A 2792-nucleotide genomic window follows, 5' to 3' on the forward strand; every position below is an offset into this window, starting at 1 on the left:
TTAATTTTTCTTTTTATTTGTTCACTACATTAACAGGTGTTCCTTCGACAAATTTAGCTAAATTGTTGACAGCAATATCCATTAACCTTTTTCTGCTTTCCTTTGGAGCCCAGGATATGTGCGGAGTAATAATACAATTTTTTGCTTTCAGTAACGGATTATCTCCCTTTATCGGCTCTGAACTAACCACATCCAGTCCCGCAGCATATACCTTGCCGTTATTTAATGCATCGGCTAAATCCTGTTCAACTACAAGGGGTCCCCGGCTGTTATTTAAAATAATTACACCGTCCTTCATTTGAGAGATAGTATCTTTGTTGATTATTCCTTTGGTTGACGGCAGTAATGGACAATGTAAGGCTATTACATCAGATTTTTTAAACAATTCATCCAGTTCAACATAGGTGCCTATTTTTCTCCCTGATTCATTTTGAACAGCATCATTAGCAAGAATATTCATCCCCAATGCTTTAGCGATTACACCTGTTCTTTGTCCAATTCTTCCAAATCCAATAATTCCTATGGTTTTTCCCTCAAGCTCAATCAAGGGATAATCCCAGAAGCACCAGTCGGGATTTGACTCCCATTTTCCTTCATGCACAACCTGGTTGTGGTGACCTATGTGGTGGCATATTTCCAAAAGTAATGCAATAGCAAACTGGCCAACCGAAGCTGTTCCATAAGTGGGTATATTGGATACCGGGATATTCTTCTCTTTGGCAATATCTGTATCAATAACATCATATCCTGTAGCCAGTACACCAATAAATTTTATATTGGAACATGCATTCAGGGTATTCTTTCTTATCGGAGTTTTATTTGTAAACACTATTTCGGCATCACCAATACGGGAAATAATTTCATTTTCATCTGTCAATGAAGTACGATCATATACTGTTAAATCACCAAATTTTTTAAGACCCAGCCAATCTAAGTCTCCCGGATTTAAAGTGTATCCGTCCAAAACTACAATCTTCATATTTTATACTCTCCTTTTCAATAACACATTTTTATTCAATTTTATGAAATACAAGCTCCTGGCTATCAAGTAATATGAGCAATATTTTTTTCTATTGTAATTCTTTTTTTTGCAAATAATTGAATTGCCCGGGGAAGCAACTGATGTTCATATTTTAAGATTCTATCAGAAAGCGTTTCCTCATTATCAGTCTGTTTTACTTCAACTGCATGCTGTAGAATAATGGGACCTGTATCAATTCCTTCATCAACAAAATGAACAGTACAACCACTTATCTTAACACCATATTCTAATGCCTGTTTCTGGGCATTCAGGCCAGGAAAAGAGGGTAATAAAGCCGGGTGTATATTGATTATGCGATATCGGTAATTATTTATAATTTTTGATCCCAGCAATCTCATATATCCGGCTAAAACAACTAAATCTATATAATTATTTTTCAGGCAATTGATTATTTGATCTTCATAATTTTCTTTGTTTTTATAACTCTTATAAGGAAAAACCATGGTATTAATCCGGTTATCCCGAGCCCTTTTTAAGGCATAAGCTTTTTCATTATCACTTATTACAATCTTAATTGTTCCATCAATTTTGCCCTCTTGAACAGCATTAATGATTGCCTGTAAATTAGTTCCTCTTCCTGAGGCCAGTACTGCTATGTTAATCATACATTCCTTCCCCTGTTAATTAATAAATATTTTGTTATTATCCGGATTTTTTTAACTTCATATTCTCCTGTCATTATTTTTTCATATGATGTTAACTCTGTTATCTGTACTATCCCCTGCACTAACCTTGCCTATAAAATAGGGTATTTCCCCTAAATTTTCTAATTCCTGAATTATAGATTCCTTTTGTTCTGGTGGCACTATTATTATTAAACCAATCCCCATATTGAACGTACGATACATCTCTTTATCAGTCAATTTCCCTTTGTTCTGGAGTAACTGAAAAATTGGTAATTTTTGCCAGCTATCTATATATATTTCGGCAATTGTATTATCAGGTAAAATTCGCGGAATGTTATCATAAAAACCCCCACCGGTAATATGGACAATACCTTTAACTGAAAATTTTTCTATTATTGATAAAATAGACTTGACATATATCTTGGTTGGTCTTAATAATTCTTCACCCAGGCTTACTTTTAAATCTCCTGGTGTTTCCCTTAATTGAATTCCTTCTTCCTGTAACAATACCTTTCGTACCAGGGAAAAACCATTACTGTGTAAGCCGGAAGAGGCCAAACCTAATATTACATCTTCGGGTTTGATATTTTTACCGGAAATAATTTTATCTCTTTCAACTATTCCAACAGAAAAACCGGAAAGGTCATATTCCCCTTCCGGGTAAAATCCGGGCATCTCTGCTGTTTCCCCGCCCAATAACGCACACCCTGCTTCTTTACACCCATCAGTTATTCCTTTGATAATTGCAACCATTTTACCTTTTTCCAGCTTTCCTGTAGCTAAGTAATCAAGAAAGAATATCGGCTTTGCACCACAAGTCAGGATATCATTTACACACATCGCTACCAGGTCAATACCTATAGTGTCATGTTTTTCCATCAAGTTAGCAATCATCAATTTTGTGCCAACACCATCAGTGCCGGAAACTAATACCGGGTCTTTGATTTTTTCCTGGGAAATAGAGAATAACCCTGCAAAACTACCAATATCATTCATGACTCCCGGAATATGAGTTGAATGAATCATTGGTTTGACATTATTTATAATACTGTTAGCTAAATCAATATCTACCCCGGATTTTTTATAGGCATCTTTCATTTTATTTCCTTTCCTTTTCTTTCCAG

General features: G+C 35.2%; 3 protein-coding genes. All 3 read right to left on the reverse strand.

Annotated elements, in window-relative coordinates; translation table 11 throughout:
• Positions 1-13 precede the first annotated feature (13 nt).
• Positions 14-979, reverse strand: a complete 966-nt coding sequence (locus tag PHQ99_08595) for a D-2-hydroxyacid dehydrogenase (protein ID MDD4289630.1) — start codon at positions 977-979, stop codon at positions 14-16.
• 65 nt (positions 980-1044) lie between these two features.
• On the reverse strand, positions 1045-1647 hold the full coding sequence (gene purN / locus PHQ99_08600; protein ID MDD4289631.1) for a phosphoribosylglycinamide formyltransferase: 603 nt from the start codon (positions 1645-1647) through the stop codon (positions 1045-1047).
• A gap of 81 nt (positions 1648-1728) precedes the next feature.
• Positions 1729-2766 (reverse strand): phosphoribosylformylglycinamidine cyclo-ligase, encoded by a 1038-nt coding sequence (gene purM / locus PHQ99_08605; GenBank protein MDD4289632.1) that lies wholly within the window; start codon positions 2764-2766, stop codon positions 1729-1731.
• Positions 2767-2792: the final 26 nt, after the last annotated feature.

It is taken from the genome of Atribacterota bacterium (assembly GCA_028703475.1).
In the GTDB taxonomy this organism is placed as follows: Bacteria; Atribacterota; Phoenicimicrobiia; order Phoenicimicrobiales; family Stramentimicrobiaceae; genus JAQVMU01.

Coding starts and splice junctions, on each gene's coding strand:
- PHQ99_08595 (MDD4289630.1), bottom strand. CDS start 979: ATGAAGATTGTAGTTTTGGACGGATACACTTTAAATCCGGGAGACTTA.
- purN (MDD4289631.1), bottom strand. CDS start 1,647: ATGATTAACATAGCAGTACTGGCCTCAGGAAGAGGAACTAATTTACAG.
- purM (MDD4289632.1), bottom strand. CDS start 2,766: ATGAAAGATGCCTATAAAAAATCCGGGGTAGATATTGATTTAGCTAAC.